Source organism: Oceanobacillus neutriphilus, assembly GCF_014645515.1.
Taxonomy (GTDB): domain Bacteria; phylum Bacillota; class Bacilli; order Bacillales; family Amphibacillaceae; genus Oceanobacillus; species Oceanobacillus neutriphilus.
In genome coordinates this window covers 196,320-213,661 of sequence record NZ_BMLW01000004.1, presented here as the reverse complement: position 1 = coordinate 213,661, position 17,342 = coordinate 196,320, and the positions used below count along the sequence as shown (strand labels likewise).

General features: G+C 37.8%; 14 protein-coding genes. 13 read left to right on the top strand and 1 reads right to left on the bottom strand.

The window, feature by feature from the left end; translation table 11 throughout:
• Positions 1-148: 148 nt before the first annotated feature.
• From IEX29_RS08295 to IEX29_RS08255, 9 genes are all read left to right on the top strand, one after another.
• Complete coding sequence (locus IEX29_RS08295) at positions 149-1,189, top strand: LacI family DNA-binding transcriptional regulator (protein WP_268239031.1); 1,041 nt, start codon at positions 149-151, stop codon at positions 1,187-1,189.
• A gap of 96 nt (positions 1,190-1,285) precedes the next feature.
• Complete coding sequence (locus IEX29_RS08290) at positions 1,286-2,227, top strand: nucleoside hydrolase (protein ID WP_188733995.1); 942 nt, start codon at positions 1,286-1,288, stop codon at positions 2,225-2,227.
• A 489-nt stretch (positions 2,228-2,716) separates the two neighbouring features.
• Positions 2,717-4,063, top strand: a complete 1,347-nt coding sequence (locus IEX29_RS08285) for a four-carbon acid sugar kinase family protein (RefSeq protein ID WP_229720140.1) — start codon at positions 2,717-2,719, stop codon at positions 4,061-4,063.
• A gap of 12 nt (positions 4,064-4,075) precedes the next feature.
• A complete protein-coding gene (locus tag IEX29_RS08280; protein ID WP_229720139.1) occupies positions 4,076-4,708 on the top strand; it encodes a GntR family transcriptional regulator in 633 nt (210 codons plus the stop codon).
• A 27-nt stretch (positions 4,709-4,735) separates the two neighbouring features.
• The gene (locus tag IEX29_RS08275) at positions 4,736-5,764 is read left to right on the top strand and encodes a zinc-dependent alcohol dehydrogenase (RefSeq protein WP_188733992.1); all 1,029 of its coding nucleotides are present in this window, start codon (positions 4,736-4,738) and stop codon (positions 5,762-5,764) included.
• A 10-nt stretch (positions 5,765-5,774) separates the two neighbouring features.
• The gene (locus IEX29_RS08270; protein ID WP_188733991.1) at positions 5,775-6,764 is read left to right on the top strand and encodes a TRAP transporter substrate-binding protein; all 990 of its coding nucleotides are present in this window, start codon (positions 5,775-5,777) and stop codon (positions 6,762-6,764) included.
• Positions 6,765-6,769: 5 nt separating this feature from the next.
• Positions 6,770-7,261 (top strand): TRAP transporter small permease, encoded by a 492-nt coding sequence (locus tag IEX29_RS08265; RefSeq protein WP_188733990.1) that lies wholly within the window; start codon positions 6,770-6,772, stop codon positions 7,259-7,261.
• Positions 7,258-8,532, top strand: a complete 1,275-nt coding sequence (locus IEX29_RS08260; protein ID WP_188733989.1) for a TRAP transporter large permease — start codon at positions 7,258-7,260, stop codon at positions 8,530-8,532. The genes IEX29_RS08265 and IEX29_RS08260 overlap by 4 nt, the downstream gene beginning before the upstream one ends.
• 22 nt (positions 8,533-8,554) lie before the next feature.
• On the top strand, positions 8,555-9,196 hold the full coding sequence (locus IEX29_RS08255; RefSeq protein ID WP_188733988.1) for a class II aldolase/adducin family protein: 642 nt from the start codon (positions 8,555-8,557) through the stop codon (positions 9,194-9,196).
• Between the two features lie 171 nt (positions 9,197-9,367).
• Here the strand turns inward: IEX29_RS08255 and IEX29_RS08250 are convergent, their stop codons facing one another.
• On the bottom strand, positions 9,368-9,955 hold the full coding sequence (locus IEX29_RS08250) for a LysE family transporter (RefSeq protein WP_188733987.1): 588 nt from the start codon (positions 9,953-9,955) through the stop codon (positions 9,368-9,370).
• Positions 9,956-11,211: 1,256 nt separating this feature from the next.
• Between IEX29_RS08250 and IEX29_RS08245 the strand changes: the two genes are divergently transcribed.
• From IEX29_RS08245 to IEX29_RS08230, 4 genes are all read left to right on the top strand, one after another.
• A complete protein-coding gene (locus IEX29_RS08245) occupies positions 11,212-13,053 on the top strand; it encodes a BglG family transcription antiterminator (protein WP_188733986.1) in 1,842 nt (613 codons plus the stop codon).
• A gap of 16 nt (positions 13,054-13,069) precedes the next feature.
• Complete coding sequence (locus tag IEX29_RS08240) at positions 13,070-13,939, top strand: ketose-bisphosphate aldolase (RefSeq protein WP_188733985.1); 870 nt, start codon at positions 13,070-13,072, stop codon at positions 13,937-13,939.
• Positions 13,940-13,960: 21 nt separating this feature from the next.
• A complete protein-coding gene (locus IEX29_RS08235; RefSeq protein WP_188733984.1) occupies positions 13,961-15,868 on the top strand; it encodes a PTS fructose transporter subunit IIABC in 1,908 nt (635 codons plus the stop codon).
• 222 nt (positions 15,869-16,090) lie between these two features.
• On the top strand, positions 16,091-17,242 hold the full coding sequence (locus tag IEX29_RS08230; RefSeq protein WP_188733983.1) for a M20 family metallopeptidase: 1,152 nt from the start codon (positions 16,091-16,093) through the stop codon (positions 17,240-17,242).
• The last annotated feature ends 100 nt before the right edge of the window (positions 17,243-17,342 follow it).

Here is a 17,342-nt window from a genome sequence, read left to right as displayed (position 1 = left end):
TTTAGAAAACGATTTCTAGGTTAATCATGTATTTTTATTGGCATATGCTGCTTGCTGTTGCAATGTTAGACGGGAATAATTCAGACGGCAGTTGATCTGTAATTATGATAAAAATTTATGTTAAAGACCTTATATGAAATATTAATCTATTTATGAGAATACGAATTCACGAAAAGAAAGGGAGTCTGCTATGGCTAAATTGACAATGAAAGAAATTGCTAAACTGGCAAATGTTTCACAATCTACTGTCTCGCGTGTTATTAACGGGAATGAGAAAGTTAATGAAGATGCAGCAAAACGGGTGCTTAAGGTTATTGAAGATGTAGGGTATATTCCGAATAGCGCTGCACAAACTTTGAAAAGAAGCCAATCCAAAATTATTGGTGTGTGTGTCACAGAAACGTATAATCCTTATTTTGTAGAACTGGTTGATGTATTAGAATCCGAAGCTAGAAAACTTGGGTATAGTATTCTCCTGCATAATTCCAAACATAATCCAATTACAGAATGGGAGAGTATTCAGAATTTTATAGCCCGCCAGGCGGATGGAGTAATTTGTATACCTACGGGTGAGTACAACTTAAAACGAATGAATAAACTTGGTATCCCGACGGTAATCATTACACAGAACCATCAATCATTGGATAGCGTCGGTCTTGATCATATGCAGGCGGGGAAAATTGCCGCTGAAAAATTTATACATGCAGGGCATAAAAAATTCGGATTTATTGGGACGGCACTGGATGATAAATTTTTAGGATATAAAAGTGTATTGTACGAAAATGGCTTCGAGTTTGATTTGAACAATTTTATCCGCGTGGAAGAGACTTCTACGAACAATTATCTGATCCGGCAGGATATTGAAGCCTACTTAAAGGAGAAGCAAGAGCAGCTTGATTTCACATGTATTTTTGCCGGGAACGATTTGGTGGCTCTCGAATTTTTGGAAATGGCCCAGGAAAGAAAAATTCGTATACCTGAAGACATCAGTTTAATTGGCTTTGATGATACATACCTTTCTAAAATTATGGGGATTTCCAGTATTCATCAGCCGATTGAAGACATGGTGAAAACAACACTTGAGGTTCTTCTCAACCGTATTGAAAATGAAGTATCCACGGAAAAAGTTGATATCAAGCTGGAGCCCGTATTAATTGAACGGACAAGCTCTAATTATAAAAAGGTATAAAATAGATGTTTGTCTATAAAGTGCTTTTACTGGAGAGCTGTAAATATAATAAGCGTCTTGTTTGAGGATGCTTTAAAAGAAAAGAGGAGTTTATTCATGAAGAAGAAAGTATATTTAAATCATGATGGCGGTGTAGATGACTTGATCTCACTGTTTTTATTATTACAAATGGAAGATGTCGAGGTAGCAGGGGTCGGAGTTATTCCGGCAGACTGTTATTTAGAGCCGGCTGTTTATGCAAGCCGTAAAATTATTGACCGTTTTGGAAAAGGGCAGGATGTGGAGGTATCTGCATCTACTTCCCGCGGGAAAAATCCATTTCCAAAGGATTGGCGGATGCACGCTTTCTTCGTAGATGCACTCCCTATATTAAATGAGTCTGGGAAGATAGAAGCAAAGCTTGCAGAAGAAGCAGCACACGAGCATCTGGTAAAGGTACTACGTAAAAGTGATGAGAAAATAACACTTGTATTTGTCGGTCCTTTAACAGACCTGGCAAGAGCATTGGAAACCGCCCCGGATATTGAAGAGAAAATTGAAAAGCTTATCTGGATGGGCGGAACATTTCTGGAGAACGGCAATGTTGAGGAGCCGGAGCATGATGGGACCGCGGAATGGAATGCTTTCTGGGATCCGGAGGCTGTGAAAACAGTGTGGGATAGTTCGATTGAAATTGATTTAATCGCTTTGGAAAGCACGAATATGGTTCCATTGACAATTGATGTCAGAGATAGATGGGCGGCTGATCGCCGGGATATCGGAATTGATTTCCTTGGACAGTGCTATGCGATGGTCCCGCCGCTTGTACATTTTCAAACGAACTCCACTTATTTCTTATGGGATGTATTGACAACCGCGACAGTTGGAAAGCCTGATCTGGTAAAGAAAAAAGAAGTCAAAAGTATCGTTCATCCCGGTGGGGCCAGTCAAGGGAAAACCGAGATTACAGAGTCAGGGCGTCCTGTTCAGTTTGTTTATGAAGTTAATCGTGGTGCTTTCTTTGATTATATTACAGGGTTGGCAAGACAAGAAAAATAAGATGAATATGTATGAGAAAACCAAGTCTTTTTTTAGGAGGACTTGGTTTTTTGCGTGCCAGAAAAAATTTTACTCTAATAAAGAAACCAGAAATAAATCAATGCTCCAAGTAAGAAGCCGAAAATAAATAGAACCCCTCTTTTCATAATAACTCTCCTCGCTCTTATGTATTGTCTTACTTGTTATTGTACTAAAGAGAGGAGACGATGCAATTTCGGACATTAAAGATATAAAAAAGAGTCATTCAATTTAAAAAGGATGCTTAATTAGCGTAATACATAATACACATGATATCTCTATTATCTTTAAATAATTTGAACTTTAGAATATAGCCTGATAAAAAAATGAGATTTTATATAAGAAAAATTGACCTTCATAAGGTTACTTCTAATAGTTATAAAATATATGTCGAGAAAGCGTTGACAAAATAAAATAGCGATGTTAGTATCTTTTTTAGATTCAACTTAGATCTATGTTAGATTTTAGGAGGTGGGATACTTGAAAAGATTGATATTAGGTTTTTATGGTGACGATTTCACTGGATCAACAGATGCAATGGAAGCACTGGATCAATATGGGTTAAAAACAATTTTATTTTTAAAAATACCAAATGAAAAGATGATGGAGCGTTTCCAGGATGTTGATTGTGTGGGAGTAGCGGGAACTGCCCGTGCGAAAAATAAAAATGGCATGGAAAAAGAATTAGTTCCTGTTTATGATTTTTTTCAAAAAATAAATCCGTATTTTGTTCATTATAAAGTTTGTTCTACCTTTGATTCATCACCAGACGTAGGGAGTATCGGGTTTGCCGGTGATCTTGCCCGAAATTATTTTAATAAAGGCAGTTTCCCTTTATTAGTAGCGGCTCCTATGTTAGGGAGATATACAGTATTTGGGAACCATTTTGCTGCTTTTCAAGATAAAGTATATCGTCTGGACAGACATCCTGTAATGTCCAGACATCCAGTAACCCCAATGGATGAAGCTGATTTAGCTGTGCATTTGCAGAAACAGACAGAACAGCAGATAGATAAAGTCAGTATTTTAGACCTGGAAGAGCAGAATGTATCTGAAATCATTGAGAAGCATGCTGAAGAGGACAATATTGTATTGTTTGATGCACTAAATGATGTTCATATGGAGAAAGTATCTCAAATACTTTGGAAAATGAAGGGAACAGATACTCAATTTCTATTAGGCTCCTCCGGCATTGAATATGCTTTGGGAGATGCAATGAAAAGGAATCAAGCAGCTTCTCGGACAGGAAAGGACATAGTATACTCCAAGATAGAGAAAATATTCTCTGTTTCCGGCAGTGTATCCGAAGTAACAAAGCAGCAGCTGGAGAACGCGGAGAAGGCTGGATTCCATTTAGAACAAATACCGTATGAATTATTTACTGATGAGGAAAAAGCTGAGGAATTCCTGGAAAATATAGTGAAGAAAATAGAGCGTAAGAAAAAGGTAATTATTTATACAGCTAAAGGCCCTGATGACCCCATCATTGAAAAAACAAAACAGCATTTACGAAAAGAAGGTATTTCTAAGGAAGATAGAGGGATTTACATCGGAAAGAGATTAGGAGAGTGGACCAAGAAGGTTTTAGACCAGATAGAGATTAAGAGGTTAATTATATCTGGGGGCGATACTTCAGGGTTTGTTACATCTAATTTAGATATTTTTGGGCTGGAAGTGCTGGATTCTATTGCGCCGGGTGCCCCTTTATGTTTAGCATATTCAGAGAGACCTAAATTTGATGGACTAGAGATTGCATTGAAGAGTGGTCAGTTAGGCGGACCGCAATTCTTTGAGAAAGTCTATCATTCCGGTTCTTAATAAACTAAGGGAATGAGCGTAATTATGTTATTAAAAGATGTTGCTTATCAGAAAATCAAAGAAAGAATATTAGAAGAAAATTATGAACCCGGAAGATTCCTGTCAGAAAGAACATTAATAGATGATTTGGGAATGAGTAAGACACCGATAAAAAATGCACTGGTTCGATTAGAATCGGAAGGCTTTGTAACAGTTTCTTCAAAGCAGGGAATTATTGTGAATGATATATCTATTGAAAGAATCAATGATATTTATAATCTGCGGGTTGCTTTAGAAACTTTTAATTGTAATGAGATTTATAAACGCATAACAAAAGAACAATGCAATGAATTAGAAGAGATTGTCCATGCTACGGAGAAAGCGGCAGAGGAAGAGGATGTCAGCTTATTCGCAACACTGGATCATGAATTTCATTTAGCGATTAGTGAATTTGCCGGGAATACAGAGATTACTAAGATTTTATTAAACTATCAAGATCATTTGCGTAGAATTACGTTACGTCATTTAAAGAAAGATCCAGGAAGAGTAAGGAAGTTTTACCAGGAGCATATAGAAATCCTGGAGGCACTTAAAACAAAAGACAAACGAAGCTCAGAATTGATGAGAGATCATTTGATAGATTCAAAAATGATTTATTTCCAATAGATGAGTTTGGAATAGGGAGAGAGAATCATGAAAGCAGTATTTGTAGATGATGCAGAGAAAGTAGTTGTTAAAGAAGCAGCATTACCAGAGTTGAAGGAAGATGAGGTTCAGATCAAAGTGTCGGTAGCAGGGATTTGCGGATCGGATATTCACACCTATAAAGGCTTGCATCCTTTTAGAAAGCCTCCAGTTATTATTGGGCATGAAGTTGCTGGAGAGGTAGTCGAAGTAGGGGAGAAGGTAACTCATTTTAAGGTGGGAGACCGGGTTACTGTTGAACCTCAGATTGGTACAGGGGAAAGTGAAGGAATTATGACAGGGAATGTGAATTACTCTGATAACCGCTTAGCGCCGGGAATGGGAGATTGGCTGGGAACCATGGCAGAGTACTTTATTGCGCCGGAAACTCAGGTTCTTGCATTGCCTGATACAGTTACGTATGACGAGGGAGTGCTTGTAGAGCCTTTGGCAGTCGGTGTGCATGCTGCTTACAAGGGGGAAGTACAGCCAACAGACAGAGTTGCTATTTTAGGAGCGGGCCCAATTGGTCTATTAACGCTTATTGCTGTTAAAGATAGAGGTGCAGAAAATATTGTTGTTACGGATGTACTCGAATATTCTTTAGACAAAGCAAAAGAAATGGGAGCTTCCAGTGTCATTAATATTAAAGACAATCAAAATTGGGTTAATGAAGCGAAACAGACATTGGATAAGGGGTCATTTGATAAAGTTTTCATTACTGCCGGAGTTCCGGGGATTGTTAATGATGCGCTGAATTTATTAAAAAAAGGCGGTCGTGTAGTAACTGTAGCGATGTTCCATGGACAACAGGAAATTGATATTGAGCAGCTGCAGCAAAATGAAAAAGAAGTAGCTGGATGTATGACATACAATCGTCCTGACTCGGAGAAGGCTCTGGAAATCATCACAAAAGGTGAATTAAACGTTACCAAGGTTATATCTCATAAATTGCATTATGAGCAAGCTGGAGAAGGATTTAAGATGGTCGATAAAAAGCTGGACAATTCTGTGAAAGTTCTTATTTCTTTTGAATAGGAGGATAAAAATGAAATCAAAAATAGTATTTTTACTCTTATCAATAACGGCCCTTTTTTTAGCTGCTTGTAATCAGGGAACTGCTGATGGAAAAGAAACAAAAGTATTGCGGCTTGGACATATTCAAAATGAATCCAATGCTTGGCATAAGGGATCATTGAAATTTGCTGAGCTGGTCGAAGAAAAAACAAACGGTTCTGTCAAAGTAGAGGTTTACCCAAGCTCTACTTTGGGAGAGGATCGTGATTTAGTAGAGGGGATGCAAATAGGGACGGTAGATTTTGCATTAGTAGCCGGGGTTATGTCCAACTTCTATGAACCTTATTCTATTTTGGAATTACCTTATCTATTTCATGATTTAGATCACCTGGAAGAGTTTGTTTATGGCGATGATGGTAAGCGGTTGCAGGGGGATATGCTGGAAGAGACGGGAGTAAGAGGTCTGGAATTTTGGTTGCGTGGCCCCAGAGAATTAACCACGAATAAATTGGTAGAGAAGCCGGAAGATTTAAAAGGACAAAAAATTCGTGTACCTAATATTGAAGCATCTGTAGAAGGATGGAAAGCAATGGGAGCCAGTCCGACACCGATGAATTTTGGTGAGGTTTATTCCTCTCTGCAAACAGGTGTCATAGACGCACAGGAAAATCCAATAGAATTTACTGCCAGTGCCCGTATCCAGGAAGTGCAGGACTATCTGGTGATGACAGATCACGTATTTGGCTATGTTCAGCTTTTAATGAGTGATAAAACATTTGAAGGACTAACCGAAGACGAAAGAGATGCCGTTCTAGAAGCAGCAGCAGAGGCTAGAAACTATCAAAATGATTTGGTTTTTCAGGAAGAGGAAGAAGCTGTTCAAGCCATGCTTGATGCAGATGTAGAAATTATCGAAGTTGATCAGGAGCCATTTAGAGAGGCAGTGCAAGATATTAATGAAAAATTAGCTGACAAGTATGGGAGAGAGCTATATGACACCATACAGGGTATGAGGGAGTAAAGCTTATGAATAAGTATATTAAAATAATAGACAAAATAAATAGTGGTGTGAAGTATCTGTTAGCTGTATTGCTGGTTATTCTGGCTATATTAGTCGTATTACAGGTAACAACTCGTTTTATTATCAATATTCCTCTCAGCTGGACAGAAGAGTTAGCAAAATATCTAATGATCTATATTGTATTCCTTGGATCTGGTCTTGCTTTTCGTAACAATCAGCATATTGCAATTGATTTTCTTCTAGAGGTTTCAGGCCCGAAAACAAGAGAGAAACTGGGAAAACTTATTTTATGGATAAGTGCTATTTTTTGCTTGGCATTAGCGTACTTTGGAGCACATCTTACCTATCTGGTAATTGATCAGTCTACGCCAACTTTACAATATTCTATGGCTTGGGCTTATGCTGCTATGCCTATAGGTTCCCTTTTGATGTTCTTTAATATTATTGCAGCGGGAATAGACCCGGATAAAAAAAGTGTGGAAGGTGATGTCCAATGATTTTTGTTTTAGTTGTATCTTTACTCTTGTTATTTTTAATTGGTGTTCCAGTCGCCATTTCATTGGGAATTTCATCTAGTTTAGCACTTTTAGTAGCAGGAGATATTCCATTACTTGCTTTGCCACAACAAGCATTTGTCTCTCTGGACTCATTTCCATTACTAGCCATTCCTCTCTTCATACTGGCTGGATCTTTGATGGAGCACGGCGGGATATCACAAAGATTAATAAACCTGGCAAATGCTGCAACAGGCCATGTATCAGGTGGCCTGGCCATTGTAACAGTTGTAACTACAATGTTTTTTGCTGCCATTACTGGATCAAGTGTAGCAGCCACAGCGGCACTCGGAGCAATTTTAATCCCTGCGATGATAAAAAGAGGCTACGAAAAAGAGTTTGCCGGCGGCGTTCAATCTATTTCAGGTACACTTGGCATTATTTTGCCTCCAAGTATTCCATTGATTCTTTATGGTACAGCTGTCGGAGCCTCTATAGGAGACCTGTTTGTTGCTGGAATGGTTCCCGGGGTGATAATTGGAATTGGCTTAGTTATTACAGTATATATTCTTGCTAAAAAGAGAAATTACTCAAAGGAACCAAAAAAATCAGGAAAAGAAATTTGGAAAGCATTTGTAGAAGCGATTCCGGCCTTAATTATGCCAGTTATTATTTTAGGCGGAATTTATAGTGGCATTTTTACTGCAACAGAGGCTGCGGGAGTAGCGGTAGCATATGCCTTTATTGTGAGCGTTGTATTCTATCGGGCAATTACGAAAGAGAATATTAAAGAAATCTTAACGCAAGCATCTTTAACTACTGCTACACTTATGCTGATTCTTTCTACAGCAGGACTGTTCAGCTGGATCTTAACGATTGAAAATATTCCACAGCAGGTTGCTGGGTTCATAACCTCTATTTCAGATAATCCAATGATATTCTTAGGAATTGTTATCCTCTTGTTATTAATAGTTGGAATGTTTATGGAAACAAATGCTTCTATTATTATTTTAGCGCCAATACTTGTTCCGGTAGCTGCAGAGCTTGGAATTAATTCAGTTCATTTCGGTATTGTGATGATTGTAACACTGGCGATTGGAATGGTTACGCCTCCATTAGGACTGAACCTGTTTGTTGTATCGAAAATAGCTCACCTTCGTATAGACAAATTAACAAGGAGCCTCGTGCCATTTTATATAGCTATACTGATCTGTTTGCTTATAGTTACTTTTTTCCCGGGGATAACCATGAGTGTTGTGGAATGGATGAAATAAGTGAAGGAGAGGACGACAGAGAATGAATAAACAAATATTAAAGGAACTGCAAATGACAGGAAAGTTTATGATGGATAAAGATTTAGCTTGGGGTACAGCGGGAAACATCAGTGCAAGGCAGGGAAATGGATACATCATTTCAGCCACTGGTACGTACTTGGGAGAACTGGATATGGACAGCTTTTCTTTATGTGAAGATGGCAGTCAAATCGCCGGAGAGAAGCCTTCCAAAGAGTATCTGATGCACGAAGGAATTTATGAAGAAAGACCAGAGATAAATGCAGTTTTGCATGCATCTCCTTTCTACAGTACTTTGATTGCAAATTCTGATCTGAGTTTACCATCTAATTATTTTGTGGAGTCGATGTATTATCTTGAAAGAGTTGTAAGGGTTCCATTTTATCATCCAGGCAGTAAAGAATTAGCGCAGGCAGTTAAAGAAAGAGCGAAGGATTCTAATGTGTTTTTATTGGAGAATCATGGGATAATTGTCTGTGATACGAGTTTAAAAGAAGCTCGTACAGCACTGCAGACATTAGAATACACAGCTCGAATGCATGTTACAGCTCTAGAAAAGAATATTAACATGAATGGATTGAGTGAAGAAACAGTGTATGATTTCCTTCATCACTCAGGCTATAAACCTCTTCGGAAATGGCAATAAAATAACCATACCTCGTTGGAAGCAGATTTTAAAGGCGAAAGAAACATCGTGCTTTAAAAAAACTTCTATAGAGGTATGGTTTTTTGTATAATGATCTATTCACTGATATAAACGATTGAAGCAATTCTTGAGTATTTACTTAGTTTTAAAATTATTGTATGTATCAATTACTCAAGTTATCAAAATAGAAAAAGCACTATAAACAAGCAATAAGCCCATAACAATATTAAATATAGTCTGATAACGGGCTAAAAAATTTTGGAGGACTGAGCCAAATAAGCTCCATGTAATAGAACTGAAAATACCTACAATACCAAGAAAAAGGCAAAAGAGTATATAGCTTGAATAGGAGCTGTAATAAGGCAGCAGGAACGTAGATACAACTGCAATACCATATAAAATTGCTTTTGGATTAATAAATTGCATCAATGTGCCGACAACAAATAAATTCTTATGTGCTTTTGTGGAGGGCTCTCCGGTGCTTCCTGAGCTGGTGAATGTTTTAAAGGCAAGGTATAGCATGTAGAAAACACCCAAAAGTTTTAATGGTGTTTCAATGAAAGGCAAAATTTCAATTAAAGCCCGGTTAAAAAAACTGCAAATTAAAGCAATCAGAAAAAAACCTGAGCCAACGCCAATACAGAAGGAAATCGTATTTCGAAATCCATAGCGATTTGCAAAAGAAATAGCCATAAAATTATTTGGGCCAGGTGTAAAACTGCTGATAAAAACAAATGTGAGGAAAGCTGAAATTGGCATTGGTGTAAATCTCCTTTTGAATCATTCAGAATAACGTTTATTATACATGAAATAAAGCTGAGAACGCAGCTTTATTTATTCGTGTAAGGAAAAAATACATAAGAAAAAAGCCGAGTCTTTTCTACAAGGGCTTGGCTTTTCTTAAGTATCTGATTGGTTCGGATTATGGAAAATGAAATACAAAAGAGTATCTCTAATAGATTAGAATTTTTCTCTTGCATGTAAATATATGTAACTCAACTTTCGTACCCTAAAAAGTAACTTTCTTATCATAGTGATAGGTGTTGATCGTTCCTTCCATCTATCTCTTGACAAAGCGTAAACTCTAGCTGGAAAGAAGGTAACGTGTAAGGCACCGCTGCGGCGGACCGTTTTGCTTTCGACGTACAACTCTTTTCGATGAGGCGAGTAATCGCAAAAGCTCTTCGGTGGGACGAGTAACCGCAGTCCCAGTCCCAGGACGTACTAATGCAGGCGTTGCAACAACTCCTTTCGATGGGGTGAGTAATCGCAACCCCAGGACGTTGCGATCTTAGCCTGCCTAGGGGCATGCTCTTCAGCTAACTTTTGCCAAGAAGAGCACTTGGCAAAAGTGGATCTTCAGATGATGCTAATCCCTGTCCAGCTACAAGCGTCAAAAACTAGACAACTTCCCGACAGCGCCCTACGATAAAGAAGACTTAGCGACTGGCAAGCCGTCAGGCGCAGACAGAGCTAAAGTCGCGCTTATGCCCCGCGGGTGAAAGTCATCATCCGTTCGTAAACTCACGGTGATTCCTTTATCTCAGTTGCTTCGGTCCAGTTGTTACGTTTTTAAACGACGCTTTCCGCTTTCCTTTCAGGAGTCAAAACGGTCCGCCTCCGCTAGAAAGGGATTCTATACTGTTTAATACAACGGAGCCAATAGAAATTAGACCAGTAAAGAGCACATTTTTCGTGATGCATATAACAATGTCCCGTCACGATTACTTTTTGTTCATGAAAGCTATTCCTGATATTTACTATCCCATGCTATATCTTAATTTAAATTGCCAAAACAACCATTTGAAACATTAAAATGATCTTTTCATCAAGCAAAAGGCAATGATTTCATCCAGCTCCATCAGGATATGATTTCTTGCATTCGCTATACACAATTTTCATTTCTGTATGAAAGCGCCTACAGAATAAATTTCCTATGGGGGAGGAAATTTACCTAATATAGCGGCTGCCTTCATTATATTATAAATTAGATGCATAGGAAGGTTGGGATTAAGGTGAGTAAGAAACACAATCAATTAATTAACTTTCTATCAAATCAGGAACAGGAGTATATCCCTGCTGTCCAAATTGCTGAAGCTCTTGGGGTGACAGACCGGACGATTCGAAATTATATCAAGGAGATTAATGAGAAATCTAATCAAATTTCTATTGTTTCTTCCTCAGAAGGCTATAAGCTCCAAACAGACGATGTAAGTATGCTGATGGTTAACGAGACAGAGCTGGAAGAAACATTGCTGGACTTTGAAATTGTTCAATTTCTGATGACCAGAGATGATTATACGACTTATGATGAAATTGCTGATAAATTCTTTTATTCACCTCAAACCATTCGAAGCAGAATTCAGAAATTGACAATGAATATGGAGAAGATGGGGATCGATGTTGCAATAGACACGAAGGTATTTAAAGGAATTATGCTGGTTGGCACAGAGATACAAAAACGTGTTTTGCTGGAGAATCTTTTCACTTCTATTTCTGTAAAGAAGGAGGTTTATCAAGACTTTTTAACGCAGAACTTCTCTAATTGGGTTCAGGAAGATGTTATAGAAAGCATTTTAAACCTGGTAGAAGAAATCAATATAAAGTTTAATTTAAACCTGGAGTTTTTAATGTATAAAAAAATATCAGTTCAATTGGTTATTATGATTTCACGAATAGAAAGCGGTAATCATGTTGCTATTGAATTAAGCGAAGAAATGGATTTTAAAGATTTTAAAGAATTTGAAGTAGCAAATGCTTTTTGTAACGGTATTCACCAATATGTAATCGCTTCAGAAAGTGAATGTATTTATTTAACCAATTATTTAATGTCGCTGCACTTAGATTTAGAAGAACCTGGAGTAGAGAACAAAGATTTGCAGACTGTAAAGAAAATTGAACAGATTTTATGGAATATAGAGCAAGCTTACCAAGTACCAACCTATTCCCAAAAGAAATTTAAAAGTAATATTTTGAATCATATTTATCGAATTATTTACCCGGTATCCCATAACCTGCTTATTTATAATCCGTTTGTGAAGGAAACGAAATCAGAGTATTTTTTCTCATTTAGTATTGCTTCGAATATTGCATTGAAGATTGAAAAGGAATTTAATGTTGAAATTCATGATAGCGAAATAGCCTATCTAGCTTATCATATTCAAAATATCTTTGAAGCTCAGGATAAGAAAAGAATAAAAACAATCATTTTATACAGTAGAAATTATGAGCGTACTAAGCTGCTTTCATCTAAAATAGCAACCTATTTTAACGAATTGGAGATTTATAAAATAGAGAAATGCTCTCAGGACTATGCTTTTCATGAGAACTGTTTGTATATCGGTATCGATTTAGCGTTTACTCCAGAGACCGAAAAAGATATTATTATGATTCAAAATGGGCTTCACAATGGAGAAATAAAAAAGATCCGATTTTTTCTTGAATCTCAAAACTCGATCATAGAACGAGCTAATATCTTTTGGATAAACGAAAATAACCCGGAGCAAGCGATCCAACATCTTCTTCAAAGCAATCAACGGGAACAGTTTATTGAAGCGGTTATGAAAAGAGAAAAAATGTCTTATACCTCTATCGGTAATTTAGTAGCTATTCCGCATCCCTATTTTGAAATGCAGGAATATAAAGAAGAAGTCATCATTGGTATAAACCAGAAAGCGATGGAATGGGGAAATGAATTTGTCCAATTGATTATTATTTATTTACCTTCTGATGATGTGGAAAGAAATGAATATATATTTACGGAATTTTTTCAGAAAACGAAAAATATAAAAGATGTTGTGAAGCTGGTTCAAATGGAAACCAAAGAAGATTTCATACATTGTTGGAATCAAATTTAAATGAGGAGTGATGATGATGTTATTAAATATGAAAGATTTATTAAAAACAGCATATGAAAATCAATTTGCGGTGGGGTCTTATAATGTGGCTAATAGTGAGTTTGTAAGAGTAGTCATTGAGGCTGCGGAAGAAAAAAATGCTCCTGCTATTATCCAGATTCATCCAAACGAAATCGAACTGTTGGGAGATGAATTTACAGCTTACGTAAGAGAGATTTGTCAGCGTACCTCTATACCGGTAGCTATTCATTTAGATCATGGGGCTTCTGTTCAGGATGTTATGCGGGCTATTAGAAATGGTTTCACCTCTGTGATGATAGATGCCTCTCATGCTTCCTTTGAAGACAATATAGCAGTTACGAAAGAAGTAGTGAAGCTGGCACATGCTGTTAATGTATCCGTAGAGGCGGAATTGGGAACTATCGGATCGAATGATAACAGCTCAGAAGGCGGTGCAGACCAAATCTTATATACCGATCCTCAGGATGCGAAGATATTTGTTGAGGAAACTGGAGTCGATACACTGGCTGTTGCTATTGGAACCTCCCACGGTCAATATAAACATGCTGGGAAACCAGAATTAAAATTAGATTTACTTGAAGAAATTCATCAGCAAGTTGATATTCCTTTGGTTCTTCATGGAGGAAGTGACAATAAAGATGAGGAAATCTCTCAGACTTATCTTCATGGGGTTTCAAAAATTAACCTTTCAACCGACATGAAAAATGCTTTCTTCCAAGAGATGCGCAGCTTTTTAATTGAAAATCAGGATGCTTATGAACCGGACGTAATTATGCCCAGTGCTCGTAATGCGGCAAAGGAAGTTGTAAAGAAAAAAATGGATTTATTTAATTCAACAAACCATGCGCATCTTTATTTTAAATAAATAGCAGAGTGAGGGAGAGTAATGGAATTTATTGATATTCTCACAGAAGATAATATTATTTTAAATTTAAAGGGAAAAAATCAGGATGAAGTGATCAATGAATTGGTGGGAAGATTGGCTGATAATGAGCTTACCAGTAACCCGGAAGAATTTAAGCAGGCAATCTATAAAAGAGAAAGTGAAATTTCTACAGCTGTCGGGTATAGTGTTGCAATTCCTCATGCTAAAAGCAAAACAATCTCAAAGCCTGCTATTATATTTGGAAGAACATTAGAAGGAATTGATTATGGAGGACAGCATACCAATCTTATATTTATGATTGCTGCACCTGAGAATGCATCTGATGATCATCTGGAATTACTATCCAGGCTTTCAACTTTCCTGATGGATGAAACCTTTAGGGCAAAGCTGCTGGTTGCTCTGTCTGCCGGGGAAATTGTTGGTGCTATAGAAGAATACGAGAAACGAAAAAAAAGCGAAAATATAGAGAAAAATGACAGTGATAAGTATTTAATTGGAATTACAGGATGTATGACAGGGATTGCACATACGTATATGGCAGCAGAGGCATTAAAAGAGGCGGCCCGAAAACGGGGTATGAAAGCAAAAATACAGACAAACGGTGCAAATGGTCCTGAAAACAGATTGACTGCCAAAGACATTCAAAATGCAGATGCTATTGTAGTTGCGCATGACGTCAATGTGGATACATCTGGATTCAAAGGGAAGAAATATGTAGATGTACCTGTGAAGAAAGCGATTAATCATGCTGATGAGCTAATTGATCAGGCGCTAACCTATAATATAAAAGAGATAAACAGAGATTCTGCAGAAGTAAAAGAGGAGAAAGAAGAAGCTTCTGAAGAAAAAGGCGGCTTGCAATTTTATAAGCATATTATGAGCGGTGTTTCTTACATGATTCCATTCGTGGTTGTAGGCGGGATATTTATAGCGATATCCTTTATGTTTGGAATTTATGCCGCAGACCCTGAAAGTGAGCAGTATAATATATTTGCCCATTTCTTTAGCCAAGTCGGAGGAGATGCTGCCTTTGCATTAATGGTTCCGATTTTAGCGGGATTCATCGGTTATAGTATTGCGGGCAAGCTGGGACTAGCACCTGCAATGATTGGCGGGATGATGGCGAATATAGGAGATGCCGGGTTCCTTGGAGGAATGATCGCCGGTTTTGTAGGGGGCTTTGCTGCAAAATTTATTGCTCAGTCTATGAGAAAGATTCCGAAATCATTCCAAGGATTAATTTCTGTATTAGTTGTACCTTTATTGAGTACTTTAGTCGTCGGAGCTTTTATGTTTTTCGTTTTAAATACACCGATGGCAGCATTAAATGAATTTTTAGAGGGCTGGTTAAGAGGTTTAACAGGAGTTAATGCTGCTATTTTAGGAGCTTTATTGGCAGGAATGATGGCTTCTGATATGGGAGGTCCTATCAATAAAACTGCGTCTGCTTTTGGTTTAGCGATGTTTGCAGCTAATATTTTTGAACCTTCTGCTGCGCTAATGGTTGGCGGAATGGTTCCTCCAATTGGAATTGCTTTGGCAACGACGATTTTTAAAAATAGATTTACAGGCTCGGAAAGAGAGGCTGGAAAAGCCAGTTATGTACTTGGAGCCAGCTTTATCACAGAAGGAGCCATACCATTTGCTGCAGCAGATCCTCTGAGAGTTATACCAGCGAATATCATTGGAGCTGCAATAGGTGGAGGTATTTGTATGGCGCTGGATATTTCTTTGAAGGCGCCGCATGGAGGTATTTTTGTCATACCGATAGCAAGTAATAAACCTTTATTGTATATTGGATGTATTTTATTAGGTTCTATTATTACCTGTTGTATCTTAGGATTTTTAAAGAAACCTTTATCAGAGGAAGACAGGAAAAAAGGGAAAGAAATGAGCTCCATTTTTTAATAATGATATATTTAGAAAGAGTTAAGTGACTGGTCATGAATAAGCCGCTTAACTCTTTTTGTTTTGGGGTAATATATAATATAAATTTAGCTGTTGCGATGCTTCTCCCATTCTTAAATAATCTGTGTTATAATTCAAAACAACGCATAAATTTGCATAAAATTAGTATAAAAATACATTTATGATAGAATGAAATATTAGTATTAGGAGGTTTATCAGTAAATGTCATTAGAAAAAAACTATGAAGCTATTCAGGATGAGCTGATTCAAATCAGTAATCAATTATATGAAAATCCAGAATTGGGAGATCAGGAATTTGAATCCATGAAGTTACTGGTTAAATATTTAAAATCCTATGATTTTGAAGTAGAAACAGGTATTGTTGACCGCCCGACTGCTTTTCGCGCAGAGTATACAAGCAGTAAGCCGGGACCGACGATTGCTTATTTGGCAGAGTATGATGCACTGCCTGGAATTGGACATGGCTGCGGGCATAACTTAATTGCTACCTTTGCTGTTGGAGCCGGGGTAATTCTGCGCCAGCATGTAGATGAAATTGGCGGGAAGGTAGTTGTCTTAGGTACACCTGCAGAAGAAACGAGCGGCGCAAAAGTACCGATGAGCGAGCAGGGAACCTTTGATGATATTGATGTGGCTATGATGGTGCATGGCGCAGATGTATCTTCGGAAAGTGGTCCCATGCTGGCAATGGATGCCCTTCAATTCGATTTTACTGGTAAAGCAGCACACGCAGCAGCTTCTCCAGAAAAAGGAATTAATGCCTTGGACGCTGTGATTCAATTATTTAATGGAATAAATGCACTCCGGGAACATGTACCGGATGATGTGAGAATTCATGGGATTATTACAAAAGGCGGAGAAGCAGCGGGAATTGTGCCGGCAGAAGCCACAGCGCAATTTTACATTCGTGCTGATGAGCGGAAACTGGTGGATGAGCTTGGTGCAAAAGTAAGAAATATTGCGGAAGGAGCCTGCCTGATGACAGGAGCTTCTGTAGAGGTTTCAAATTATGAACTGAGCTACGATAATATGATTACGAACCAGGCTTTATCAGATACATTCACAAAGCATATGAAGGCATATAGCGCCAACCCTGTCTATCCAGCTGTTCCGGCAACAGGATCAGCAGATATGGGGAATGTCAGTCAGGTCGTTCCATCTATTCATCCATATGCGGGTTTGAATGAACCGGGACTTGTTTTCCATACAACGGAATTTGCAGAAAAAACAATAACGCCAGATGGAGAAGCGGCAATTCATGATGCAGTTCTATCTCTGGCACATACAGGATATGACATTATACTCAACAAAGATTTACTACATGCGATTAAAGAGGAATTTGAAAATCGGTAAGTATAGAATGGGATGATATTTCATTGTAACAGGTAGTTTATTTTTTTATAAAAGTAGTAAACTGCCTGTTTTTTTATCTGAAATTAGAGAGGAGATGCTG